Annotated in this window: 21 protein-coding genes; 9 read left to right on the plus strand and 12 right to left on the minus strand. The window is 59.3% G+C overall.

Features of this window, described 5'->3' with window-relative positions:
- Positions 1-1,143 (minus strand): acyl-CoA dehydrogenase family protein, encoded by a 1,143-nt coding sequence (locus TRM7557_RS17635; RefSeq protein WP_058291518.1) that lies wholly within the window; start codon positions 1,141-1,143, stop codon positions 1-3.
- 218 nt (positions 1,144-1,361) lie between these two features.
- On the opposite strand from TRM7557_RS17635, the gene TRM7557_RS17640 reads away from it, so the two are divergent.
- Positions 1,362-3,206: an O-linked N-acetylglucosamine transferase, SPINDLY family protein gene (locus TRM7557_RS17640; RefSeq protein WP_058291519.1), complete on the plus strand. Its 1,845-nt coding sequence runs from the start codon at positions 1,362-1,364 to the stop codon at positions 3,204-3,206.
- Between the two features lie 58 nt (positions 3,207-3,264).
- On the opposite strand, the gene TRM7557_RS17645 is transcribed toward TRM7557_RS17640, so the two are convergent.
- Positions 3,265-3,897, minus strand: coding sequence for a L,D-transpeptidase (locus TRM7557_RS17645; RefSeq protein WP_058291520.1), 633 nt, complete (start codon positions 3,895-3,897; stop codon positions 3,265-3,267).
- 164 nt (positions 3,898-4,061) lie between these two features.
- Positions 4,062-5,561 carry a CoA-acylating methylmalonate-semialdehyde dehydrogenase gene (locus tag TRM7557_RS17650; RefSeq protein WP_058291521.1) on the minus strand — a complete coding sequence of 500 codons (1,500 nt, stop codon included), beginning with the start codon at positions 5,559-5,561 and terminating at the stop codon, positions 4,062-4,064.
- Between the two features lie 193 nt (positions 5,562-5,754).
- Here TRM7557_RS17650 and TRM7557_RS17655 point away from each other — a divergent pair, with 193 nt between their 5' ends.
- From TRM7557_RS17655 to coaD, 3 genes are all read left to right on the plus strand, one after another.
- Positions 5,755-6,651, plus strand: coding sequence for a LysR family transcriptional regulator (locus tag TRM7557_RS17655; protein WP_058291522.1), 897 nt, complete (start codon positions 5,755-5,757; stop codon positions 6,649-6,651).
- Positions 6,652-6,705: 54 nt separating this feature from the next.
- On the plus strand, positions 6,706-7,140 hold the full coding sequence (locus tag TRM7557_RS17660) for a CBS domain-containing protein (RefSeq protein WP_058291523.1): 435 nt from the start codon (positions 6,706-6,708) through the stop codon (positions 7,138-7,140).
- Positions 7,141-7,292: 152 nt separating this feature from the next.
- Positions 7,293-7,787 carry a pantetheine-phosphate adenylyltransferase gene (gene coaD, locus TRM7557_RS17665; RefSeq protein ID WP_058291524.1) on the plus strand — a complete coding sequence of 165 codons (495 nt, stop codon included), beginning with the start codon at positions 7,293-7,295 and terminating at the stop codon, positions 7,785-7,787.
- 78 nt (positions 7,788-7,865) lie between these two features.
- On the opposite strand, the gene TRM7557_RS20125 is transcribed toward coaD, so the two are convergent.
- A complete protein-coding gene (locus TRM7557_RS20125; RefSeq protein WP_058291525.1) occupies positions 7,866-8,009 on the minus strand; it encodes a hypothetical protein in 144 nt (47 codons plus the stop codon).
- A gap of 78 nt (positions 8,010-8,087) precedes the next feature.
- Positions 8,088-9,089, minus strand: a complete 1,002-nt coding sequence (gene gap / locus TRM7557_RS17675; RefSeq protein WP_058291526.1) for a type I glyceraldehyde-3-phosphate dehydrogenase — start codon at positions 9,087-9,089, stop codon at positions 8,088-8,090.
- A 285-nt stretch (positions 9,090-9,374) separates the two neighbouring features.
- On the opposite strand from gap, the gene TRM7557_RS17680 reads away from it, so the two are divergent.
- Positions 9,375-10,352, plus strand: coding sequence for a DUF808 domain-containing protein (locus TRM7557_RS17680; protein WP_058291527.1), 978 nt, complete (start codon positions 9,375-9,377; stop codon positions 10,350-10,352).
- 126 nt (positions 10,353-10,478) lie between these two features.
- On the opposite strand, the gene tkt is transcribed toward TRM7557_RS17680, so the two are convergent.
- The gene (gene tkt, locus TRM7557_RS17685; protein WP_058291528.1) at positions 10,479-12,500 is read right to left on the minus strand and encodes a transketolase; all 2,022 of its coding nucleotides are present in this window, start codon (positions 12,498-12,500) and stop codon (positions 10,479-10,481) included.
- A 243-nt stretch (positions 12,501-12,743) separates the two neighbouring features.
- Between tkt and TRM7557_RS17690 the strand changes: the two genes are divergently transcribed.
- The 3 genes from TRM7557_RS17690 (at position 12,744) to TRM7557_RS20440 (ending at position 15,451) form a co-directional block, all read left to right on the plus strand.
- Complete coding sequence (locus TRM7557_RS17690; RefSeq protein WP_058291529.1) at positions 12,744-13,781, plus strand: coiled-coil domain-containing protein; 1,038 nt, start codon at positions 12,744-12,746, stop codon at positions 13,779-13,781.
- Positions 13,781-14,218, plus strand: coding sequence for a cell division protein ZapA (locus tag TRM7557_RS17695; RefSeq protein WP_058291644.1), 438 nt, complete (start codon positions 13,781-13,783; stop codon positions 14,216-14,218). Before TRM7557_RS17690 ends, TRM7557_RS17695 begins: the two co-directional genes overlap by 1 nt.
- Positions 14,219-14,452: 234 nt before the next feature.
- On the plus strand, positions 14,453-15,451 hold the full coding sequence (locus TRM7557_RS20440; RefSeq protein ID WP_058291530.1) for a calcium-binding protein: 999 nt from the start codon (positions 14,453-14,455) through the stop codon (positions 15,449-15,451).
- Positions 15,452-15,578: 127 nt separating this feature from the next.
- Here the strand turns inward: TRM7557_RS20440 and grxD are convergent, their stop codons facing one another.
- The 6 genes from grxD to TRM7557_RS17730 form a co-directional block, all read right to left on the minus strand.
- On the minus strand, positions 15,579-15,944 hold the full coding sequence (grxD, locus tag TRM7557_RS17705) for a Grx4 family monothiol glutaredoxin (protein WP_058291531.1): 366 nt from the start codon (positions 15,942-15,944) through the stop codon (positions 15,579-15,581).
- 115 nt (positions 15,945-16,059) lie between these two features.
- Entirely contained in the window at positions 16,060-16,296 is a 237-nt protein-coding gene (locus tag TRM7557_RS17710) for a BolA/IbaG family iron-sulfur metabolism protein (RefSeq protein ID WP_058291532.1), read from the minus strand.
- A gap of 64 nt (positions 16,297-16,360) precedes the next feature.
- Positions 16,361-16,900 carry a hypothetical protein gene (locus tag TRM7557_RS17715; protein ID WP_082626646.1) on the minus strand — a complete coding sequence of 180 codons (540 nt, stop codon included), beginning with the start codon at positions 16,898-16,900 and terminating at the stop codon, positions 16,361-16,363.
- A 1-nt stretch (position 16,901) separates the two neighbouring features.
- Positions 16,902-19,067 carry a phosphoribosylformylglycinamidine synthase subunit PurL gene (gene purL, locus TRM7557_RS17720; protein WP_058291533.1) on the minus strand — a complete coding sequence of 722 codons (2,166 nt, stop codon included), beginning with the start codon at positions 19,065-19,067 and terminating at the stop codon, positions 16,902-16,904.
- A gap of 629 nt (positions 19,068-19,696) precedes the next feature.
- Positions 19,697-20,308, minus strand: a complete 612-nt coding sequence (locus TRM7557_RS17725) for a class I SAM-dependent DNA methyltransferase (protein WP_058291646.1) — start codon at positions 20,306-20,308, stop codon at positions 19,697-19,699.
- 121 nt (positions 20,309-20,429) lie between these two features.
- On the minus strand, positions 20,430-21,335 hold the full coding sequence (locus tag TRM7557_RS17730) for a LysR family transcriptional regulator (RefSeq protein WP_058291534.1): 906 nt from the start codon (positions 21,333-21,335) through the stop codon (positions 20,430-20,432).
- 165 nt (positions 21,336-21,500) lie between these two features.
- Here TRM7557_RS17730 and TRM7557_RS17735 point away from each other — a divergent pair, with 165 nt between their 5' ends.
- On the plus strand, positions 21,501-24,914 hold the full coding sequence (locus TRM7557_RS17735) for an indolepyruvate ferredoxin oxidoreductase family protein (protein WP_058291535.1): 3,414 nt from the start codon (positions 21,501-21,503) through the stop codon (positions 24,912-24,914).
- The last annotated feature ends 26 nt before the right edge of the window (positions 24,915-24,940 follow it).

Genomic DNA, 24,940 nt, shown 5'->3' on the forward strand with positions numbered 1-24,940 from the left:
TTACCGATCGTTCAGAAGGCTGCGCGCAACGATCACGCGCATGATTTCATTGGTTCCCTCAAGGATCTGATGCACCCGCAGGTCGCGGGCCAGTTTTTCGATCCCATAGTCGGCCAGATAGCCATAGCCTCCATGCAACTGCAGGCAGCCGTCAACAATTTTAGAGCCCGCCTCGGTCACAAATTTCTTGGCCATGGCGCAGTGTTTGGCGGCGTCCGGCGCGCCCTGATCCAGCTTCCACGCCGCCTGTCGCAGAAAGACGCGGGCGGCCTGCAGTTCGATCTCCATATCTGCCAGCCGGAACTGCAGCGCCTGAAACTGGTCGATGCTTTGGCCAAAGGCCTTGCGTTCGGACATATAGGTCAGGGTCTGGGTCAGTGCGGTTTGCGCAGCCCCCAGCGAACAGGCGGCAATGTTCAACCGGCCACCGTCCAGCCCCTTCATCGCATAGGTGAAACCGCGGCCTTCTTCGCCGACTAGATTGTCCGCCGGCACCGCGCAATTGTCGAACTGCACCTGCGTTGTTGGCTGGCTTTTCCAGCCCATTTTCTGCTCCAGCGCGCCAAAGCTGAGGCCGGGGGTGCCGTCCTCTATATAAAGGGTCGAAATCCCTTTGGGGCCGTCGTCCCCGGTGCGCACCATGCAGACATAGGCGTCCGAGTAGGAACCGCCTGAAATGAAGGCCTTGGTGCCGTTGACCAAATAGCCATCGCTCGTTTTCTCGGCCCGGCTGCGCAGGGCGGCGGCGTCTGAGCCTGATCCGGGTTCGGTCAGGCAGTAGCTCAGCACGGTGTCCATCGCCAGAACCTGCGACATGACACGGGCCTTCAAGGCGTCACTGCCAAACATATCCAGCATTTTGGCGCACATATTGTGGATCGACAGAAAGGCCGCGACCGATGGACAAGCCATCGACAGGGCCTCGAAGACCAGTGTTGCGTCCAGATGGCTGAGGCCTGCGCCGCCTGCGTCTTCGGACACATAGAGCCCGCCAAACCCCAGCGCGCCAACCTCGGGCCAGAGCGTTTTGGGGATGGTGCCTGCGGCCTCCCAATCGCGGGCATGGGGGGCAATGTGATCCTGGCCAAAGGCATGGGCCATGTCGAATATTGCCGTTTGTTCCTCGGTCAGGGCAAAATCCATCGGCTCCTCCTCGCGTGCGGATTTAATTGAACGTGTGTTTAATTATTGCCGACTGCGGCCGGTGTCGCAAGAAGATTTGCGATGAAATCAGCAGGTTTGCGCCGGTGTTCAGGGCTTCTTTACCACTGTCTGGCAAGACTGCAGCAAAGCCTGACCGGGAACCGGTCTGCCCGGAACAGGGCACGGGCAGAAGACAGCTTTGGAAGGAGCAGAAGGTCGTGACGCAGCAAAATGCCAATAACATCCTGTCACAGCGCAAGAAACAGGCGGGCGCCAACCCGGAATTTGCCGCCTTTGCGGATAAGGTTCAGGGGCAGAAAATGGCGCAGATAGCCTATGAGACCAAACATGGTCTGCGCAATCACAAATTTGCTGATGCTGATCCGAAAGAACAGGCTGCGAAGCTTCTGAAAGAATGTCGCAAGCTGTCCTTACGCGGCGAACGCAAACAGGCCATGGTTCTGCTGCGCAAAGCGATCGAGCTGGACGAAAAAAACGTCGAACTGCATCTGCAGATGGGCGATATGCTGGGCGACAAACCTGAAACCCGCGTTGAGGCGATGAAAAGCCTGATGATTGCGCTGCGGCTCGCCCCCAAGGACAGTAAGGTTTACCTGTCGCTGGGCAGTCTGCTGATGCAGATGGGCCGCGAAGCCGAAGCGATTGACTATTTTGAGCTGGCCGCGACCTTTAACCCCAAGAACGCGCTGGCGCTGTCGCGGATGATGCACCTGAAAGCGCACCGTCAGGACTGGAGCTTCTGGCCCAAGGTCAACCAGTATCTGAAGCCCTTCCGCGGCACCAAGCTGATTGCAGACCCTTTTGTGTTCCTGCCGCTGGTTGATGATGGCCAGTTCCAGAAGGAACGTTCGATTGCGCTGGCGAACTTCAGCTTTGACAACCGCAACACCACCAAGCTGGACCGTCCCGCGCGCGAACCGGGGGCGAAGATCCGGATTGGCTATTTCTCGAGCGATTTTTATGACCATGCGACCATGCACCTGATGGGTGGGATCTTTGAAAACCACGACCGCGATCAGTTCGAAATCTATGTCTATGACTATGGCTCCGCGTTCCGGGATGCGGAAAATCAGCGGGTTCGCGATACGGTCGATGTGTTCCGCGATGTGCGCAATGTGCCCGGCGAAACCATTGTCAGCCTCGCGCGCCGGGACATGCTGGACATTGCCATAGACCTCAAAGGTCACACGCGCGGCGGACGTCTTGAGATGTTCAACAAGCGCGTCGCCCCGGTGCAGATCGCCTATCTTGGCTATCCCGGCACCACAGGCGTGCGGGCGATGGATTACATGATTGGGGATGAGGTGACGATCCCCAACCGTCTGCAGAAACACTACTGCGAAAAAATCCTCTATATGCCGAACTGTTATCAGCCGACCGATGAAAACCGCTATATCGCGGAAACCGGCAAGACCCGCGCGGATCACGGCCTGCCGGAAGACGCCTTTGTCTTTGCCAGCTTTAACGGCGCCTATAAGGTGACGCCTGCGGAATTCGACATCTGGATGGAGCTGCTGAAAGAGGTCGAAAACTCTGTGCTGTGGTTCTATGTCGGGGAACGGGATCACTCCGACAGGCTGCGCGCGGAGGCCGAAAAGCGTGGCGTTGACGGATCGCGGATTATTGCAACGGGACGGTTTTCACCGGCCGAACACCTTGAACGGATGAAGCATGCGGATCTCTTCCTTGATGCGTTTGCCGTGAACGCGCACACAACCGCGTCTGAATCGCTGTGGGCTGGGGTGCCGATGGTCACCAAACTGGGCGATCAGTTCGCCGCGCGGGTTGCGGGCAGCGTCCTGACCGCTGCAGGACTTGAGGAACTGGTCGCCAAAACCCCACAGCAATACAAAGCGATTGCCCTGCGTCTGGCGACGGACCCGGATTATTTTGCCGAGGTGAAGGAAAAGCTGGAAACCTGCCCGCAGGACAGCGCGCTGTTTGACACGGTGGGATACACCCGCGATTTCGAGGCGCTTTTGGAGCAGGCCCATGAACGTCACATGGCCGGGAAATCCCCGCGCCACATGAGACTTAGCTAATTCCCCCAAAAACACGCACACACCCCGGGCCCTGATTGGACGCCGGGGTGTTTTGCCTTTACAGGATGCGCACCTGCGTGCCGATTTTCACCATGGGGAACAGGGCTTCAACGTGTTGATTGTAAAGCCCGATGCAGCCGGATGAGCTTTGGCGGCCGATCTTGCGTGTGTCATGGGTGCCGTGGATCAGATAGGCGGGCCAGGTCAGATACATGGCGCGGGTGCCCAGCGGATTGCCATGGGCGCCACCTTCGATGCGTTCCGGCAGGCTCGGGTCGCGTTCGCGCATGCTGGAGGTCGGGGTCCAGCTGGGATTCTCACGCTTGCGCACCACTTCGGTATAGCCGCGTTTCGTCAACTCTTCGTTCATCGGCACCGACGACGGGAACAGGCGATAGGTTTCACCGTCACCGCCCCAAAAGTGTAGCGCGCGGCTGTCAATATCGGCCAGCAGACAGCCAACACCCAGCGTTTCAAAATGGTCCTGCCAGTTCTGCTGACGGAAGGCCGAGGTGTTGCGCGTCACCGGAACCTGCGTGCGGATTGCGGGTTCGTTCTGCGGAAATGCGTCCGTGGATTGCGCCAGCAGCAGATTTGGGGCGGCCAGTGTTGCGCCAACGCCAGCGCCAAGGCCGGTCAGCAGGTGGCGACGCGACAGGGACGACAGCGCGGGTTTGGACGGGCGGGACATGGGAACTCCGGTCGAAAAATGAACACAGGCAACATATTGCCACCGGCTGCCCTTGGCCAGAGGGCGCGTTCTGACGGTTGCGTGATCAGCGGGTGAACGCGCAAACGGAAACGGGCCGCCCTAAACTGGACGGCCCGATGACTTTACCGATTTAGGGCAGGGGGTTAGTCCATCGCCTTGAAGTTGAACTCGCCACCGTCCTTAATGCCCGAGAACCAACGCGAGGTCACGGTCTTGGTGCGGGTGTAGAATTTGAAAGCATCGGGGCCGTATTGGTTCAGGTCGCCAAAGGCCGATTTCTTCCAGCCGCCAAAGGTGTGGTAGGACAGCGGCACCGGGATCGGGAAGTTGATGCCGACCATGCCGACGTTCACACGGTGGGCAAAGTCCCGCGCGGTGTCGCCATCAGCGGTATAGATCGCCGTGCCATTGCCATAAGCATTGTCCTTCACGAGGTTCAGCGCGTCCTCATAATTGTCCATGCGGACGGTGGACAGAACCGGACCAAAGATTTCCTCTTTGTAGATGTCCATGTCGGCGGTCACATCGTCAAACAGGGTCGGGCCCACGAAATAGCCGTTCTCGTAACCTTGCAGGGACAGGCCGCGACCGTCGGTAACCAGCGTTGCGCCTTGTTCGACACCGCTGTCGATCAGACCTTCGATGCGCGCCTTGGCTTGCGGGGTGATGACGGGGCCATAGTCGATGTCCTCACCAGCGGTGTAGGGGCCAACCTTCAGCTTCTCAATCCGCGGGATCAGGCGTTCGATCAGACCATCGGCGGTTTCTTTGCCCACGGGCACAGCCACCGAAATCGCCATGCAGCGTTCGCCAGCCGCGCCAAAGCCTGCGCCAACCAGCGCGTCTGCCGCTTTGTCGAGGTCCGCGTCGGGCATGATCAGCATGTGGTTTTTCGCACCGCCAAAGCACTGCGCGCGCTTGCCGTTGGTGGCCGCGCGACCATAGATGTACTGCGCGATGGGGGTGGAGCCGACAAAACCCACCGCCTGAATGGTTTCATTGTCGAGGATCGCATCCACGGCTTCTTTGTCGCCATTGACAACCTGCAAAACGCCGTCCGGCAGGCCTGCTTCTTTCAGCAGTTCTGCAAGATAAAGCGAGGTGGAGGGAACGCGTTCCGACGGCTTCAGGATCATCGCATTGCCGCAGGACAGGGCGGGGGCCATTTTCCACAGCGGGATCATCGCCGGGAAGTTGAAGGGCGTGATGCCTGCAACCACACCCAGCGGCTGGCGCATGGAGTAGAGGTCGATGCCCGGGCCACCTGCGTCGGTGTATTCGCCCTTGAGCATATGAGGCGCGCCCATGCAGACCTCGACCACTTCCAGACCGCGCTGCACGTCGCCGCGTGCGTCCGGCAGGGTCTTGCCGTGTTCACGGGCGACCAGCTCGGCCAGCTTGTCCATGTTCTCGTTGATGAGCGCGCCGAATTTCATCATCACGCGAGCGCGTTTCTGCGGGTTGGTGGCCGCCCAGATTTTCTGCGCCTCGGCCGCTTTGGCAATGGCGGCGTCCATTTCGTCCTTGGTGGCCAGCGGCACACGCGCTTGCACTTCGCCGGTGGCGGGGTTCAGAACGTCGGAAAAGCGGCCAGATGTGCCAGCAACCAGTTCGCCGTCGATGTAGTGGGATAGATCCTGCATGGGAAATCCTCCAAAAAGTAGTGACGTTGGCCCTAGCTTAGGCTTGCAAAAATCCCAGATGAACAGAAAAGTTCTCAAATGGGGTTTGCAAAAACGCAATGGCTAACGGCTCATTAACGAATTAAAGGCTAGGGTCGCGTTGTCTCGCAAAAGAGATGTCCGCTGAAGAATTTGGCAGGAGAGGTCCACGAAGATGGATGCACAATGGGATGATATGAAAGTTTTCCTCGCGGTTGCGCGGGAAAGCAGCCTGTCGGGGGCTGGGCGGATCCTGAAGATGGACCCCGCCACCGTGGGGCGCCGGGTGCAGCGGTTTGAAACCGCAATGGACACCACATTATTTGTGAAATCGCCGCAGGGCTACGCGCTCAGTGCGGCCGGGGACCGTCTGCTGGCCCATGCAGAGGCCGCCGAACAGGCCATGCGGGCCGGGCGCGAAGCGCTGAGCGGCCCGCGCGAAACCCTGTCAGGCCAGATCCGCCTTGGCGCACCGGATGGCTGTGCCAACTATCTGCTGCCACAGGTTTGTGCTGAAATTTCAAAGGCTAATCCGGATCTGGATATTCAGATTGTGGCGCTGCCGCGGATGATCAACCTCAGCCGTCGCGAGGCGGATATGGCCATCACCGTGTCGGCGCCAACGGCCGGCAAGCTGCTGGTGCAGAAGATCACCGACTACAAACTCCACCTCGCGGCCTCGCGGCACTACCTGCGTGAACGCCAGGAAATCACTCAGCTGGAACAGCTGAAAGATCACAAGATGATCGGTTATATCCCCGATATGATTTTTGACCGGGAGCTGGATTACCTGGCCGACCTCGGGGTGGAGCGGGTGCAACTGGCATCCAGTTCGGTCTCGGTGCAGGTGCGGATGGCGGCCGAGGGCGCAGGCCTCAGCGTGATGCACGATTTTGCGCTGCCTTCACACCGCGTGTTGCGCAAGGTGCTGAAAGATCAGGTAAGCTTAACCAGATCGTTTTACCTTGTCCGACACCAGGGGGATCAACGCAGCGAACGTCTCAACCGTTTTGCAACCGCTCTGACCCGCGGCATTCGCGACGAAGTGGCACGACTGGAAGGCTTGACTTGAGGGGATGTTGCGGCAACGCTTGGAATTGGGACATAAAATTTCAAAGGTGTGCTCATGCTCGTGAAGTCTATTCTGAATTCCAAGGCCATCGCCGAGATCGTCACGATCGAGGCCGGCGCCACCATCTCTGAGGCCGCAGCGCTGCTGGCCAAACATGGGATCGGCACCGTTGTGGTGTCCTCGGATGGTGTCAAAGCCGAAGGTATCCTGTCGGAGCGTGATATTGTCCGGCACCTCGCCAAGGTGGGATCTGCCTGTCTGGACAAGACCGTGGGCGATTACATGACCAAGAAGGTGATCACCTGCACCTCGGAATCCAATGCCGAAGCCGCGCTGCAAACCATGACGGACGGTCGGTTCCGCCACATGCCGGTGGTGGATGATGGCAAACTGGTGGGCCTGATTTCACTGGGCGATGTGGTCAAGGCGCAGCTCTCTGAGGTCGCGATGGAGAAATCCGCGCTTGAAGGCATGATTATGGGTCACTGACCGTCAATTTGGGGCAGGGGCGGTGGCCAATCCGCCCTGCTTCATTCTGACGCTGGGTCTCTTGTGAGCTTCCGTATTTTCACGTACTTGCAATAGACTGCGCAAAATGGTTGCGTGCAGCCCAGACAAATCTGAGCCAGGAGGGCGCCCATATGCGCACCGGTCTATACCCCGGAACCTTCGACCCGATCACATTGGGTCATGTCGATATTATCCGCCGCGCCGCGGCGCTGGTGGACAAGCTGGTGATCGGTGTTGCGATCAACCGCGATAAGGGGCCTTTGTTCACGCTGGAAGAACGCGTGGCGATGATCCAGGCCGAATGCGCCGAACTCAGCGCGCAGACGGGGACCGAGATTGTGGTGCACCCCTTTGAGAACCTGCTGATCGACTGTGCCCGCGATGTCGGGGCAAACATCATTATTCGCGGCCTGCGGGCTGTGGCGGATTTTGAATATGAATTCCAGATGGTTGGCATGAACCGCGCGCTCGACGCGGAGATCGAGACCGTGTTCCTGATGGCCGAAGCGCGCCATCAGGCGATTGCATCGAAGCTGGTGAAAGAAATTGCCAGACTGGGCGGGGATGTGTCCGGTTTTGTGACACCGCTGGTCGATGAAAAGCTGAAGGAACGTTTGCGCGGCTAAGCGTTGTGACAGCTCAAAGACAGTCAAAGCCGGGCAGTGTCCCGGCTTTTTGCTTTGATCGCAGGGCGGCCCCCTGCCTCAGCGCCAGAAGGCCACCCAGTGCAGCAGGTCAATGAACTTTTTGCCCAGAAACACAATGTGCTGGTCGCCAAACAGCAGCACATCCAGCGTGAGGGCAAGACAGAGGAAAAGGCCAATGCCGATTGCAATACGATTGGTCATATTCGTCCCGGAAAAGGAAAACGCCCGGTCAGATATGCCTGACCGGGCGAAAATTCTCAAGGCTTGTGGGGCTGATGATTAGTTCAGGCGGCCCATCGCGGCCGCAACGTCAGCCATCCGCACCGAGAAGCCCCATTCATTGTCGTACCACGACAGCACGCGGACCATGCGGCCTTCGACGACGCGGGTCTGGTCGGGCGCAAAGATAGAGCTTTCTTCCGAGTGGTTGAAATCAGTGGAGACCAGCGGCGCGGGCTCATAGCCCAGCACGCGGGACATATTGCCACCGGCGGCTTCGGCGACAATGGCGTTCACTTCCTCGGCGGTCACATCGCGCGCCGCACGGAAGGTCAGGTCCACGGCAGACACATTCGGGGTCGGCACACGAATAGCAGAGCCATCCAGACGGCCTTTCAGGTTCGGCAGCACCTCACCCAGCGCTTTGGCGGCACCAGTGGAGGTCGGGATCATCGACATCGCGGCCGAGCGCGCGCGGTAGAGATCGCTGTGGCGGCGGTCCAGCGTCGGCTGGTCACCGGTGTAGGCATGGATGGTGGTCATAATGCCGGATTCAATGCCGATGCCTTCGTCCAGAACCTTCGCCAGCGGCGCCAGGCAGTTGGTGGTGCAAGAGCCATTGGACACCATCTTGTCCTGCGCGGTCAGCTGGTCGTCGTTCACACCGTAAACAATGGTCTTATCGACGTTTTTGCCCGGCGCGGACAGCAGGACCTTGCCTGCGCCACGCTCGAGGTGTTTTTGGGCTTTCAGACCGTCATTGAATTTGCCGGTGCATTCCAGAACCACATCACAGCCTTCCCAGTCCAGCTGATCCATGTCGTAGGTGGAATACATCTGCATGTCACCGCGGCCCAGGTTCATGGTGTTTTCGGTGAAATCGACGGTGCCGGGAAAACGGCCGTGGACACTGTCGTATTTGATCAGATGCGCCGCGGTCTCGATCGGACCGGTTGCGTTTACCTTGATCACTTCGATGTCATTGCGCAGGGACCCTGCGATATGTGCCAATGTGCAACGGCCGATGCGACCAAATCCGTTGATGCCAACTTTGACGGTCATGTCTGAACCACTCCAAAAAAGATGTGTCTTAAGGGCAGCCTATAGTGATCCTTTAACGATTGAGAAAGGAAAAAAGATAGTAAACACAAACTGTTAGCGCAAAACATACATGTTGGCGTTAACGGATTGCGGGTGGTGGCGATAACAATTGCAGCTCCGCGCAAATGGTTGCGTTAACAGCGCAAGAGACGCCCCACGCGCAGAGTTCCCCCTGATCCGCCCTTGATCGCACCTGTGGCCTTGGGGCAGAAACAACGCGCGAACACTTTTAAGACGGGGAAAGATATGAGCGGTCTTCTGGCGCTTTTGGATGATGTGGCGGGGATCGCCAAAGTGGCGGCGGCCTCGGTTGACGATGTAGCGGCTCAGGCGCTGAAGGCGGGCTCCAAAGCCGCTGGCGCGGTGATTGATGATGCCGCGGTGACGCCCAAGTATCTGCAGGGGTTTGCACCCGCACGCGAGCTGCCGATTGTCTGGCGGATCGCGCGTGGGTCGATCAAGAACAAGCTGCTGTTTCTGCTGCCCGCAGCCTTGCTGCTGTCGTCTTTTGCGCCCTGGTTGATTGCGCCTTTGCTGATGCTGGGCGGCGCTTACCTGTGTTTTGAAGGTGCGGAAAAAATCGACCACGCGCTGTTTCCGGGCGAAGATCACGCGGCCCATCATGTTTTCCCCGAAGACGAAGACGGCGATCCGACCCATCTGGAGGAAAAGAAAGCCGCAGGTGCCATCAAGACCGATTTCATTCTCTCGGCCGAAATCATGACCATTGCGCTGGCCGCGATCCCAACGGGCAATATCTGGATGCAGGCGGCGGTTCTTGCCATGGTCGGCATTGGCATCACCGTTGCGGTCTATGGCGCGGTGGCGCTGATCGTGAAGGCAGATGATGTCGGTCTCTATCTGGCACAAAACGCCCGCACCGGCGCCATCAAAGGGCTGGGGCGCGGCATTGTGCGGTTCATGCCGTGGTTCATGAAAGCCCTGACCATTGTCGGTACGGCCGCCATGCTCTGGGTCGGCGGCGCGATCATTATCCATGGGCTGGCGGAAATGGCCTGGCACTGGCCGGAACATGTGGTTCATGACTTCCAGCACATTGCCCAGCATTATGTGCCGACCGCACTCTCTGGCTTTGGCGGCTGGCTGGCCAAAACCGTGGTGGAGGCAACCCTTGGCCTGATCTGCGGCCTGTTGCTGCTGCCGATCGTGGCAAAAATCATTGCGCCTCTGATCAGCCGCTTCACCGGCAAATCGGCGCATTAAACCGCTACACCGACCCACAACACTAAAAGGGAGCCCGCAAAGGCTCCCTTTTTCTGTTTCTTTTGGCTGTAAATACTCCGGGGGACGCCCGAAGGGCGGGGGCAGCGCCCCCAAACCCCGGCCGAATTAGCCCAGCAGGTCTTTGACGGTCGCCACGGTGTTGTCCGCAGTGATGCCGAACTTCTCGAACAGCTCGCCTGCGGGGGCCGAGGCACCAAAGCCTGCCATGCCCACAAAGCCCGCTTTCTTTTCCTGGCCGCGCTCGCCCATCAGCAGGCGATCCCAACCGCCGTCGCGGACAGCGGCTTCAATACCAACGCGCACGGGACCTGCGGGCAGGACCTTGCGGCGGTAGGCTTCGTCCTGCGCCAGGAACAGCTCCATGCAGGGCACAGACACAACGCGGGTGCCGATGCCTTGGGCTTCCAGCTTGTCCTTGGCGTCCATCGCAACAGAGACCTCAGACCCGGTCGCCAGCAGGATCACCTGACGCTTGCTCTCGGCCTCGGCCAGCACATAAGCGCCTTTCTCGGTCAGGTTCGACAGCTTGTGCTCGGTGCGCAGCGTCGGCAGGTTCTGACGGGTCAGGGCGATCACGGACGGCGTCTCTTTCGAGGTCAGGGCGATTTCCCAGGCTTCCGCGGTCTCTACCGCATCCGCCGGGCGGAAGGTGTAGGTGTTCGGGGTCGCGCGGCAGATGGCCAGATGCTCAACCGGCTGGTGGGTCGGGCCGTCTTCGCCAACACCGATAGAGTCGTGGGTCATCACAAACACGGTCGGCAGTTTCGACAGGGCCGCCAGACGCATGGCAGGACGCGCGTAGTCGGTGAAGCAGAAGAAGGTGCCGCCATAGGGGCGGATACCACCGTGCAGCGCCATGCCGTTCATTGCCGCCGCCATACCGTGCTCGCGGATGCCCCAGTACACGTAACGACCTTTGCGGTTGTCGGTGTCAAAGATGCCCAAATCACCGGTTTTGGTGTTGTTGGACCCCGTCAGGTCGGCAGAGCCACCCACGGTTTCCGGCATGATCGGGTTGATCGCCGCCAGCGCCATTTCAGAGGCTTTGCGGGTCGCAACAGAGGGTTTTTCCTCCGAAACCTGCTTTTTCAGCGCCTTGACGGTCGCAGACAGTTTCTTCGGGGCCTCCAGCGCAAAGGCGCGGTTGAAGCGGTCCTGCTTCTGGCTGGAGATCTCGGCGAAGCGGGCTTCCCATTCGGCGCGGGCTTCGGCGCCACGGCTGCCGATGGCTTCCCACTGGGCTTTGATGTCGGCGGGCACCTCATAGGGGGCGGCGGTCCAGCCATAGGCGGCTTTGGCGGCGGCCATCTGCTCCGCATCGGTCAGCGCGCCGTGACCTTTGGAGGTGTCCTGTGCCGCGTGACCCAGTGCGATATGGGTTTTGCAGGCGATCATGGACGGCTTCTTGGTCTTCTTCGCGGCCTCAATGGCGGCGTCGATCTCTGCCGGGTTGTGGCCGTCGATTTCCTGCACATGCCAGCCAGACGCTTTGAAACGCTGAACCTGGTTGGTGCGGTCGGACAGGTCAACCGTGCCGTCGATGGTGATGTTGTTGTTGTCCCAGAAGACAATCAGCTTGCCCAGCTGGTGACGACCGGCCAGACCGATCGCTTCCTGAGAGATCCCTTCCATCAGGCAGCCGTCGCCTGCGATCACATAGGTGTTGTGATCAACAATCTTGCGGCCGTATTGCGCGCGCAGCATTTCTTCGGCCATGGCAAAGCCAACCGCGTTGGAGATCCCCTGACCCAGCGGGCCGGTGGTCACTTCAACCGCGTCCAGCAGGAAGTTTTCCGGGTGGCCTGCGGTCAGCGCGCCGGACTGGCGGAAGTTCTTGATCTGGTCGTGGGTGACTTGCGCGTCTCCCATCAGGTAAAGAAGGGAATAGATCAGCATGGAGCCGTGGCCCGCCGACAGGATGAAGCGATCGCGGTCGGCCCATTTGGGGGCGTTGACGTCAAACTTCATGTGCTTTTCAAACAGCACGGTTGCGACGTCAGCCATGCCGATCGGCATGCCGGAGTGGCCGGAGTTCGCGCCAGCAACGGCATCCAGCGTCAGGGCGCGGATTGCCGCGGCTTTGTTCCAATGGTCGGGGTTTTCTGTGCGCAGGGCTGTCAGATCCACTGAACTGTTCCTCTTTGGGGTTTTGTGGTTTGCCGCTGAATAACAGCCTTGCCGCAATTATCAAGCACTGACGCGTTTCCTGAGGGGATCGAAGCGAAGACTCTTCCTCAGGTGGTTGAAAGCGCAATAGCGGTGTTTTAGTGCTTGATGAGCTAACATAGACCCGAAAAGGGCAGTGATTCGTCGTGGTAAAGCCCGGGTTCGAATTGCAAGTCGTTTCGAAAAGAGGCAAAGGTTGCGCCCATGGAGCAGATGGAAGAATTGCAGCGCCGCATTGAAGGCGCGCTAGAACGGATCGGATCCGGGGTCGGCACCTTGCAATCCGGTCAGGCCAGTGCCCTTGCGGCAGCCGAAGAGGCGCGCCAAGCTGCCGAGGCGGCGCTTGCGGACGCACAGGCGCAAGCGGCCGAGGGGCCCGAGGTCGATCCAGCCGAGCTTGCCGATTTGCGCGAGCAGCTGGAAGATGAACAAACCGCCAATGCGCAGCTGAGCGCCCGCAATGATCAATTGCATGGCCGTGTCACCGAGATGGAGCAGAAGGTTGCTGCCGTCGACAAGGTTGACCAGATCGTCGCCATGGAGGCCGAGCTGGAGCTGTTGCGCCATGAGGCAAACAAGGCGCCGGAACCGTCCCCCGAGGCCGAGGCCCTGCGTCAGGAAGTGGCCCGCCTGAAGTCCGACCAGGAAGTCGCGCTGAATCAGGCAGCTGCGGATCGCGACATTCAGCAGGACCGCATTGATGCGTTGGAAGCCAAGCTGCGCGAAGCGGAAGCTGCGATTGCTGAGGCAGCCTCTGCCGGTGAAGAAGCCCCCTCTGATGAGGGCGGAAATGAAATTCTTCTCAATGAAATCAGCGTCCTGCAGGAGCAACTTGCTGCGGCCAATGCCGCGGTTGAGGCCACGCAGGCAGACCCACAGGCGCAGCCTGTTGCAGATGCGGACCCGCTGCATTCAGAGGCGCTGGAAGCGAAGCTTTCGGCGCTCGATGGTGAACTGCAGGCACTGCGCGCGGCCAATGACCAGTTGCGCACCGCCAATGCGGCCTTGCGGGCGGCCAATGCCGAAGGGGTGGGTCAGCCAGAGCTGATCAATCAGGGCCTGGAGGCCGAACTCGAAGGTCTGCGCGCCGCACGTGCCGCCGACAAGGCCGAGGTCGACGCCGTGATTGCCCGGCTGTCGCCGCTGCTGCCCATCTCTGACGCGCCGCATGCGCTTGCGCCCGAAGGGGACACAGAGCTTGCCGCCGTCACCGAAGACCATTCCGCAGGGGAGACTGCATGATGCCGGAAGTAACGATCATGATCGGCGGGCGCGGGTTCGAAGTCTCCTGTCAGGAAGGCGAAGAAAGCTTCCTGCACATGGCGGCCAAGATGCTGGATGATGAGGCGCAGGTTCTCTCGGACCAGATCGGGCGCATGCCCGAAGCCCGGATGCTGTTGATGGCCGGTCTGATGCTGGCCGATAAAACCGCCGCAGTCGAAGACCGAATTCAACAGGTCGAGGCCCAGCTGGCCGAACGCGAGGCCGAAATCGCAGAGCTGCGCGCCGCACCGACACCCGAACCAGAACGGGTTGAAGTTGCGATTGTGCCACCGCAGGTGGAAGAGGCCCTGGCCGCGCTGGCCGAAAAGGCCGAAGCGCTGGCAGAGCAGATTGAGGCAGAGACCGCAGGCTCCCCATCCGCAGATGCCTCCGAAACGGCGGTTGAGTCGGCGTGATTCAGTCGCCGAGTTAGGCGATTTTCTGATCCTGCGCGACAAGTATTGTTTCCAAAATCAGGCCGATCGCAAACGCGGTCGGTCATTGTTTTTTTGACCAACGTCCGCAGCGCGTTAAACCGGTTGCCCCCTCAGAAACACTGACGAAAGCGGGATATATTCTATCGAAACTGTTTGAAGTCAGTTGGATTTGCGGCATATTTGCGGCAAAATTTTGTTAAAGGACTTTCAAATATGGGACCGCTTTTCTTCCTGAGCCTCGCGCTGATCGGCGCAGGCGTCGTAGCTGCAACCAATGATGATGAAGATACATCCAGTTCTGTAGACTCTTCTGATCCCTCAGCAGATCGCGACGTTCGACAGATCGAAGGCAGCAGCAACGCGGACTTTCTGGCAGGCACCGATGGCAGCGAGCGGATCGACGGGCGGCAGGGCCATGACACGATTGTTGCTGGGTGGGGGGACGACACCGTAAGCGGTGGTTTTGGTCAGGACCAATTGTTTGGCGGTGACGGCGACGACTGGCTGAATGGTGATGACTGGCATGACACGCTCGAAGGCGGCAACGGGGGCGACATTCTGGAAGGTGGGAACGGCAATGACTCTCTTCTGGGGGAAAGTGGTGACGATATCCTTTTGGGTGGCAATGGTCTCGACACACTGGAAGGTGGCTTTGGTGAAGATTTCCTCGAGGGGGGTGTTGGCGCTGATGTCTTGAATGGCGGCGAGGGTCGCGATTTTGTCTTCGGAGGCGCGGGCTCTGACACACTGAATGGTGGCGATGACCGGGATCTTCTCTTTGGTGGTGAAACGTTGCGTGAGCTGACGGTCGAAGAAATCAATAGCGTTATGGCCGGAGGTGACTTTCCCTTAGATGCAACCGAAAACCCCCTGGATACAACTCCGGACTCGTTGAACGGTGGGAATGGTGACGACGTGATGCTGCTGCAAATTGGGGATACAGCAACGGGTGGCGCAGGCAGTGACCTGTTTATAAGCACAATCAACGGGTCGCTCGAGGATCTGGAAGCGATTACCGTCACTGATTATAATGTGTCAGAAGACTTCATCCAGATCGTAATGGCATCGACAGACGTGGCCTCAGACTACACAATCGAGGCTGACGGAGCGACGGGTAATGCCAACGTTATCTTTGATGGTCAGGTGGTTATGGTTGTTGAAGGCGGTGCTGCGACACTCACCAATGTGGCGCAATTGAACCTGATCTATTGATCTGCTCAAGATGCCCCGGTTCCCCTAAAAAAGGGGGAAGATGGGGTGCTGATGAAACAAAGGCCCACCAATTTGGCGGGCCTTTTTCTGTTCTTCGAAGCGGTGTTTCAGGCCGCGTGCCTTTGCCTTACTGGGCGTTGGCTTCGCGGATTTTGTCAGCGGCGTCTTTGTTGAAAGCAACGCCATTGTCTTCGAACATGGTGTCCAGTTCGCCGGAGAGGGTCATCTCGGTGACAATATCGCAGCCGCCGACAAATTCGCCTTTGACGTAAAGCTGCGGGATGGTCGGCCAGTCGGAGTAGTCCTTGATGCCCTGGCGGATCTCTTCGTCGGCCAGAACGTTTACATCAGAGTAGTCCAGCCCGATGTAGTTCAGAACGCCAGCCACACGCGAGGAGAAGCCACATTGCGGCATGTCCTTGGTGCCCTTCATAAACAGCACAACATCAGCAGCTTTTACGATTTCGTCGATACGATTATTCACGTCGGTCATGTTCTTTCCTCTCGGTCTCGGCGCCGTTTTCTTTCGACCCGGATATAGGGGAGCAGTTTTAGAAATGTAAGCCCGGCAAGCAGAGCAATGGCAGTGATTGCCGTAAAGAAGTTGCTCATTCTGGCGCTTTGGTGGTCAGGGCCAGTGCGTGGAGCTCGCCATCCGAGCCGTCCATCTTGCCTTTGAGGGCTGCATAGACCGCACGCTGTTGTTGCACGCGGTTTTTGCCACGGAAGCTTTCATCCACCACAACGGCCGACATATGCACCCCGTCGGAGCCGCCGACCTGGATGTCTGCATCTGGGAAGGTTTCGCGCAGCAGCGCTTCGATTTCATGGGCCTGCATGGGCATCTGTTGTGTCCTTATAACTGGTTGGTCAAAATGTAGGGCCCATGCGCGGCCTCTGCAAGCCGGATTAGCGTGTGCGCGTCACGTAAGGGGCCAGTTGCGGGACGAACTCTGGCACGCGGGCCAGGGCGTCTTGCACCTCGGGTTCTTCAAAATCCCAGATCGAGCCATCCTCTTCCGGACACAGCGCCCGCATCAGCGCATGGCATTCTGCGCGCAAGTTATCGGGGATTGGCAGGCTTGCGGCCTCGCGCAGGATCAAGAGCGCCTCGTGGATGGGGCGCAGCACGCGCAGGGCGTGGGTCATATAGGTCAGGAGGTCTTCGTCCTCGCGCCAGGTTTCGCCGTCAAACAGCTCTTGGGTCACCCGCTGGCCAGCGCCAGCGCAGGAATAAGCCACGCAGCCGGAAAAACCGCGTTTGGTCAGGTCGCAGTGCTGGGAACAGCCAAAATCGGCGTCATTGAGATGCGGGCAGGGCGCGTCTGCATCTTTGTTGATGGCAAACTCGTCCCCTTTGTCAAAAGGGTAGGCCACGCAACACAGGCCCGCACAGCGGGCGCAGTCATGGGCCAGCTCGGGGAGATCCGGCTGGCCCAATGGTGTCATATCAGGCAACTGCAGCCTGGAAGCTCTGGCGGAAGATCTGGCTCAGCTCTTCCAGCGGGGCTTCAGAGGTGCCGAACTTCACCGCATCACCGCCGAACTTGCCGACTGTTGCGATGGTCACGCCCGCCTGACCGGCTGCGATCATCAGCGCTTCGGCCTGATCAAAGTTACAGGCCACAAGATAGCGCGCCTGATCTTCGCCAAACAGGGTGGGCGTGTCGCCTGCATCCAGCTGGACGCCAACGCCTGCGGCTTCGGCCATTTCAAAGGCCGCCAGCGCCAGACCGCCGTCACCAAGGTCGGTGCAGGCTTTGATGTTCTGGACGTTGTTACGGATGAAATCACCGTGCAGCTTCTCGGCCGCCAGATCGACGGCAGGTGCGTCACCTTCTTCGCGGTTGAACACCTCGGCCAGCAGGGCGGATTGACCCAGATGACCTTCGGTGGTGCCAACCAGCAGCGCCACGTGGCCGTCGCGGACCTCGCCCAGGATCGGCTCTTCGTCTGCCGCCACCAGACCCACGGCGCCAATGGTCGGGGTCGGCAGGATGCCTTTGCCGTCGGTCTCATTATACAGAGACACGTTGCCGGACACGATCGGCATGTCCAGCGCGGCCACGGCCTCACCAATGCCTTTCAGCGCGCCGACGAACTGGCCCATGATCTCGGGCTTCTCTGGGTTGCCAAAATTCAGGTTGTCGGTGGTCGCCAGCGGCTTTGCACCAACTGAAATCAGGTTGCGGTAGGCTTCGGCCACGGCCTGTTTGCCCCCCTCAACCGGGTTCGCCTTGACGTAGCGCGGGGTCACATCCGAGGTGAACGCCAGCTTTTTGTCGGTGCCATGGACGCGGATCATACCGCCGCCCAGACCGGGTCGGCGCGCGGTGTCGCCCATGACGGTGGTGTCATATTGTTCATAGACCCACTGTTTGGCGGCGTAGTTCGGCGTTGCGATCAGCGCCTTCAGACCGTCAATCGCATCAAGGCCCGGCACGGAGTCGGGATCCAGCGGCTCTTGCGCCGGGGTTTCGACCCAGGGGCGGTCGTATTCGGGCGCGGAGGAGGACAGCTTGGACAGCGGCAGGTCGGCTTTGACCTCGCCATTGTGGACGATCAGGAAGCGGTCTTCGGCAATGGTTTCACCGACGATGGCGAAATCCAGATCCCATTTGACAAACACGGCCTTGGCTTCGGCTTCGAGTTCCGGCTTCAGAACCATCAGCATGCGTTCCTGAGATTCCGACAGCATCATCTCGTAAGCTGTCATGTTCTCTTCGCGCTGCGGCACGTCTTCGAGGTTCAGCTTGACGCCCAGACCGCCTTTGTCGCCCATTTCCACGGCCGAGCAGGTCAGACCTGCGGCGCCCATGTCCTGGATCGAGATCACAGCGCCGGTCTGCATCAGCTCCAGCGTGGCTTCCATCAGGCGTTTTTCCGTGAAGGGGTCACCAACCTGAACGGTGGGGCGTTTTTCCTCGATGGTGTCGTCAAATTCTGCCGACGCCATAGTCGCACCACCCACGCCGTCACGGCCGGTTTTGGCGCCAAGGTAGACCACCGGCATGCCAACGCCGCTTGCGGCCGAGTAGAAGATGCTATCGGTTTTTGCCAGACCCGCCGCAAAGGCGTTGACCAGACAGTTGCCATTGTAGGCCTCGTGGAAGCGCACTTCGCCACCGACGCAAGGCACACCAAAGCAGTTGCCATAGCCGCCGACACCTTCGACCACGCCGTTCACAAGCTGGCGGGTCTTATGGTGCTCGGGCACGCCGAACGACAAAGAGTTCATGGAGGCCACGGGACGTGCGCCCATGGTGAACACATCACGCAAAATGCCGCCAACACCGGTGGCGGCACCTTGGTAGGGTTCAATGTAGGAGGGGTGGTTGTGGCTTTCCATCTTGAAGACGACCGCGTCGCCATCGCCGATATCCACGATGCCTGCGTTCTCGCCCGGACCACAAATAACCTGCGGGCCATCGGTCGGCAGAGTGCGCAGCCATTTCTTGGACGACTTATAGGAACAATGTTCGTTCCACATAGCCGAGAAAATACCGAGCTCGGTGAAGGTCGGTTCGCGACCAATAATATCGAGAATGAGCTGGTATTCATCGGGTTTCAGCCCGTGATTTTCAATCAGCTCGGGCGTGATGGCTGGATCCTGCATGGCGCTTGGCGGCCCCCTGGTAATTTGGGATGTCGTTGGTGACATCGCTTGATACGTGCGCGCCTTCTAGAGGAAAGATGCCCGCGGGGGAAGATGGTTTGAAAAACCTATGTGACAGTAAGGGGTTGATTTGCGTTTCGCCTGAAATTTGATCATTTGCGTGGTATTTGCGCACTTCTACCAAATGGTAAGGCCGGAAACCCGCTCTTTACGCAGGGGGAGGTCAATTTTCTGGGGCGATGTGCTTGCGCCCCGCAGCCTGTATCGGTTTTGTGACACCGAACAGCGGCCCCTTTGGTTTTGCCACAGAAAAACAACGCGCCCGTGACATCAGTCCGCAAGCGCGCAATAGGCAAAAAAAAGGCCGAGCACTAAGCTCGGCCGAAGTCCAACAGGGAGGTATGAAGAGCAGCGCTAGCTGCCGTCTTCAAAAATGCATTTAGGCATTCCCTTTGCGCCTCGCAAGGTTTTCCAGCCCATGAACGCGTCATTCCTGCTATGCGTTCTGCGCATGGCACACGTGGGGCAGCCCAGCATTGGCTGCATGGCTGCGGCCGAGGCGCGTGCTTGTGGGCGTGAGACCCGCTCGGAACGGCAGCGTGCGCCTTCTTTTGTGTCCGGCAATTGCGTCAGGTGGTATTGGTCGATCGCGCAAGCCACACCGTGGCGCCGCCACAGCGCGCATCTTCGACCACGTGCTGGACAACCTCGAAGCCGTATCGGTGCAATAAAGATCGGTATTCGGCGGCATCAAGGCTGGCGTGGTACAGGGGCTCTCCTGCCAGGTCTCCGATGGCCTCGCCCTGTGCTGGGCCGCTGGTGAACATCAATGCAGCGCCCGGTGCGGCGTGTTGCGCAAAGACGTCAAACATCCGCCGCTGGTCGTCTGGGGTAAGGTGAAAGAAGCTGTGCCAGGCAAGGACGCCATCAAATCGCCGATCCAGCCGCAGGGTGCGCATGTCCGCGATCAGCCATTGCGCATCGGGGAGCGTGGTGCCTGCGATTGCGATGAGCTCTGGTGACGTGTCGACCCCAGTTACACAGGCCCCTTGCCCTGACAGATATTCCGCCATCGGAGAACCGGACCCGCAGCCGATGTCCAAAACCGAAGGAGAGGGCGGCAGGAGGTCCAGAAAGGGCGCAAGCCAAACACGTTCCCAAAGCGACGTGCCACGTTGGCCGACCCATGTCAGCGCGTGGGTCTGGTACAGTTCAATGATACGGTCAGCGTCTTTCGTCATGGTTTGGTCCATGCGATGAGGCTGCGCAACCGGTCAAAGGATCCACGACAGGCTCCGCGAAACAGCGCCGCCCACCAACAGATCGAAACGCAACTCTGTGATCGAGGGGAAAAGGGGAAGATCAGATCTTCCCCAGTTCTTTCATATGCTTGCGGTGTGCGATGATTTCGTTTTGCACAAAATCCCGGAACGCGGCGATGCGCTGTGAATGGCGCAGCTCTTCTGGGTAGGCCAGATAGACCGGCACCGGGTTGGTGTCCTCTTCGGGGAAAACCTGAACCAGATCCGGGAAATCTTCGGTCACATAATCGGGCAGAACGCCAATGCCGAGGTCATGGATGACCCCCTGAAGCACGCCGAAATAGTTGTTCACCGACAGAACCGACCCCGGTTTGTGGGTCATCAGCTTCTGCACCAAGGTCGAGGCAGACCCCACCTGCGCGGCCTGAAGGCTCTGGCTGATCAGGCGGTGGTTTTTGATTTCCTCGACGTCCTGCGGATGGCCATGCTTGTCCAGATAATCCTTGGACGCATAAAGGCGCATCTGCACGGTCATCAGCCGCTTGCGGATCAGGTCCGCCTGGCTGGGTTCCTTCATGCGGATCGCCACATCGGCCTCGCGCATGGGCAGGTCCAGCACCCGTTCTTCCAGCATCAGATCGATTTTCAGATGCGGGTATTGTTCATAAAGCTTGGTCAGGCGCGGGGCCAGCCATAGCGTGCCAAAGCCGGTTGTTGTAGTCACACGCAGTTCGCCAAACACACCTTCTTCGCTGTCGCGAATACGGGCAGAGGCGCTTTCCAGCCGTTTGGACATGGTCTGGGTGGCCTCGAACAACAGCTCGCCCTGTTCGGTCAGGATCAGACCGCGCGCATGGCGATGGAACAGGGTGGCGTTGAGGCTTTCCTCAAGTCCCCTGATTTGGCGACTCACCGCCGATTGCGACAAGTTCAACTTGTCGCCTGCATGAGTGAGGCTACCCGCGTCCGCCACCGCGTGGAAAATCCTCAGCTTGTCCCAATCCATCTCTGCCTCTTTTGCTGCTTGGATCAAAGTATATGATTTTCATGTAAACTTTCAAACCCAACCGGCGCTTTGACGCGCGTCAGGAGAGAATTTTCTAGACAGGTCAACAATTGTGACCCATATTGGATCCAATATAGCGCGCACATCACGGCAGAGGAGGGCCCGATGAGCAAGCCAGAGATTACACTCAATGACCGATATGATTTAGGCAAAGACCATATTTTGCTGAACGGCACGCAGGCGCTGGTGCGCTTGATGTTGATGCAGAAGGCCCGCGACGTGGCCGCCGGGCTGGACACCGCAGGGCTGGTGACCGGCTATCGCGGATCGCCGCTGGGTGCGGTGGACATGCAGATGCAGCGGGCCCAAAAGCAGCTGACAGCGTCCAATGTCACTTTTCAGTACGGGCTGAACGAAGACCTTGCCGTCACCTCGATCTGGGGGGCGCAGCAGGCGGAAATCCGCGGCGAGGGCAAACACGACGGGGTTTTTGGCCTGTGGTATGGCAAGGGGCCGGGCGTGGACCGATCCGGCGATGCGCTGCGCCATGCGAATATGGCGGGCTCGTCCAGACACGGCGGCGTGCTGGTTGCGATGGGCGATGACCACACCGGCGAAAGCTCTACGGTTTTGCACCAATCCGAATGGTCGCTTCTGGATTGCTATTTGCCGATCCTCAGCCCCGCTGGGGTGCAGGAAATTTTGGACTACGGCATCTATGGCTATGCTTTGTCTCGGTTTTCCGGGCTTTGGGTTGGGCTGAAGACGATGAAAGACACGGTGGAGGTCACATCCGTTGTCGATGGCCGCCCGGACCGGGTTGAGCTGGTCACGCCGGAATTTGACATGCCCGAAGACGGGCTGAACATTCGTCTGGACGATGACCGCTTCCGACAGGAAGCCCGCATTATCGATTACAAACGCTTTGCAGCCGAAGCCTTCAGCCATGCCAATAAGATGGACAAACGCGTCTGGGGCAAGCCCGGTGCCAAGATCGGTTTTGTGGCGGCGGGCAAGAACTGGCTGGATCTGGTTCACGCGCTAAGCCTTTTGAACATCGACGAAAACATGGCCGAACGTCTGGGCATTACCACCTATAAGGTGGGTCAGACCTGGCCGATGGACATGAAGGGCTTCCACGACTGGGCCGAGGGGCTCGATCTGATTGTGGTGGTCGAAGAAAAGCGTAAATTGATCGAGATCCAGATCAAAGAAGCCATCTTTGATGACCGCCGCGGCCGCCGGGTCTATGGCTGGTACAAAGGCGGCGCGGGGGCCATGCACCGCGAGGAACTGTTCCCAACCAAATACGCGCTCGACCCCATTATGATCGCTGAAAAATTGGGCGGCATCCTCATCGAGGAAGGCCGCGACAGCGAGGCGATCCAGGCCGGGCTTGCGAAACTCTCCGAGGCGCGCCGCGCCGACAATGCCGAAGAAATCGCCGCGCGGATGCCGCATTTCTGTTCGGGCTGTCCGCATAATTCCTCGACGCGCCTGCCGGAGGGCAGCCGCGCCTATGCGGGGATTGGCTGTCATTTCATGGTCCAGTGGATGGACCGCGACACGGTGGGCTGCACCCATATGGGGGGCGAGGGCGTCAATTGGGTCGGCGAAGCGCCGTTTTCCAAACGCAAACATGTGTTCCAGAACCTCGGGGACGGGACCTACAACCACTCGGGCGTTCAGGCCATTCGGGCCGCTTTGGCCGAAGGCACGAATATCACATACAAAATCCTGTTTAATGACGCGGTTGCCATGACCGGCGGGCAGGGCAATGAGGGCGGGCTGACCGCTGACCGGATTGCCCGCGAACTCAAAGCGATGGGCGTTGCCCATCTGACCGTAGTCTACGACGAAAAAGAAGACATCGATCAGACGCAGTTCCCCAGCGGTGTGCCGTTCAAAGAACGCGCCGATATGCTGTCGGTCCAGCGCGAGATGGAGCAGGTGGAGGGCGTGTCCGTCATTCTCTATATCCAGACCTGCGCGGCCGAAAAACGCCGCCGGCGTCGCAAGGGGCTGTTCCCGGACCCCGACCAGCGCGTGTTTATCAACACGGACGTCTGCGAGGGCTGTGGCGATTGCGGGGTGCAGTCGAACTGCGTGTCGATTGTCCCCAAAGAAACCGAACTGGGCACCAAACGGGCCATTGATCAATCCAGCTGCAACAAGGATTTCTCCTGCGTCAACGGGTTTTGCCCCTCGTTCCTAACGGTAGAGGGGGCGAAGGTGCGCAAGGAAGCCACGGCAAGCCTTGACCTGCCAGAGATGCCAGAACCCACCCTACCGACGATCACTGGCACCCATAATGTTGTGCTGACCGGCGTGGGCGGCACGGGCGTTGTGACCATTGGTGCGGTGCTCGCGCAGGCCGCACAGATTGACGGCAAAGGTGTCGGCATGATGGAGATGGCTGGCCTTGCCCAAAAGGGCGGCGCGGTGCACATCCATTGCCGCATTGCCAATGCGCCCGAAGACATCAGCGCCATTCGCGTGGCCACCGGAGAGGCGCACGCGCTGATCGGTGGGGATCTGGTGGTAAGCGCAGGGGCCAAGACCATCGGCCTGATGGCCACCGGCCAGACGGGGGCTGTGGTGAACAGCCATGAAATCATCACCGGCGAATTTACCCGCAACCGTGATTTCTCTTTGCCGAGCGACCGTTTGCAGCTGGCGCTTCAGGCGCGGCTGCGCGATCGGCTGGCTATGTTTGATGCGTCGGAACTGGCCCGGATCACCATGGGCGACAGCATCTTTTCCAATATGATGATCTTTGGCGCGGCCTGGCAGCAGGGGCTGGTGCCTGTCACCGGCGACGCCATCCGCGACGCGATCACTTTGAATGGTGCTGCTGTAGATCGCAATCTGCGCGCCTTTGAGATCGGTCGCTGGGCGGTGCTTTACCCAGAAGAGGCGGCAAAAGTGCTGGCGCCGTCAGTGCTGGAGTTGCCCAAAACCATTGATGACCAGATCGCCTTCCGCCGGGATCAGCTGATCCAATACCAGGGGGGCGGGCTTGCCCGTCGCTTTGACAGGCTGCTGGCCAAAGTCAGCGACCCGGATCTGCGTCTGTCCGTGGCAAAAGGCTACCACAAGCTGTTGACCTATAAGGATGAATACGAGGTCGCGCGCCTGCTTCTGAGCAGCCGTGAAAAGGCTGAGGCGGAATTTGAGGGGGATCTGAAAATCTCTTTCAACCTTGCGCCGCCGATGCTGGGGGGCAAGGACGCCAATGGGCGGCCGAAAAAGCGCCGCTTTGGTCCGCGCACGGAAACCCTGTTCAAACTGCTGGCGCGCCTCAAGGGGCTACGGGGCACGCCGCTTGATATTTTCGGCTACACTCAGGAACGCAAGATGGAGCGCGCGCTGATCAAACAGTTCGAGGCCGACATGCAGGAATGGCTGGACAAGGCCAAAGATCCCGAGGCCTTGAAAGCGCTGGCAGAACTGCCGCTGCAGATCCGTGGTTTTGGCCCGGTCAAACAGGCGTCGGAACTGGAAGCCGCCAAACGTCGTGAGGAAATTCTGCTGCGTTTGCGAACACCTGCCAACCCCTTGCAGGAGGCCGCAGAATAACAAATTGGGACCCCAAAGGTTAAGGG

It is taken from the genome of Tritonibacter multivorans, assembly GCF_001458415.1.
GTDB classification, from domain to species: Bacteria; Pseudomonadota; Alphaproteobacteria; order Rhodobacterales; family Rhodobacteraceae; genus Epibacterium; species Epibacterium multivorans.